1 protein-coding gene is annotated in these 208 nt (G+C 58.7%); it reads left to right on the forward strand.

Features of this window, described 5'->3' with window-relative positions:
- Positions 1 to 208 (forward strand): hypothetical protein (locus tag B0D78_RS13155; RefSeq protein ID WP_168170161.1); only part of this gene is annotated, 208 nt, incomplete at both ends.

Genomic DNA, 208 nt, shown 5'->3' on the forward strand with positions numbered 1-208 from the left:
TCTGAAGCTTCGCGACTACAAGGCAAAATTCGGCAACGACAATCCAGAGGTCGATTCACTCGCCGCCGAAATCATCCGCCATCACTATTCGGACATGGCCCGCTACCGCACGTGGCGCGATCCCGTCAGCGGCATCTATGGCGGTGGTTTGAGCACGTTCCAACGCACTGCAACATATGGTTCTACGCTCGGTGCGACGGCCTCCGGC

The sequence above is a fragment of the Pyramidobacter sp. C12-8 genome, from assembly GCF_002007215.1.
In the GTDB taxonomy this organism is placed as follows: domain Bacteria; phylum Synergistota; class Synergistia; order Synergistales; family Dethiosulfovibrionaceae; genus Pyramidobacter.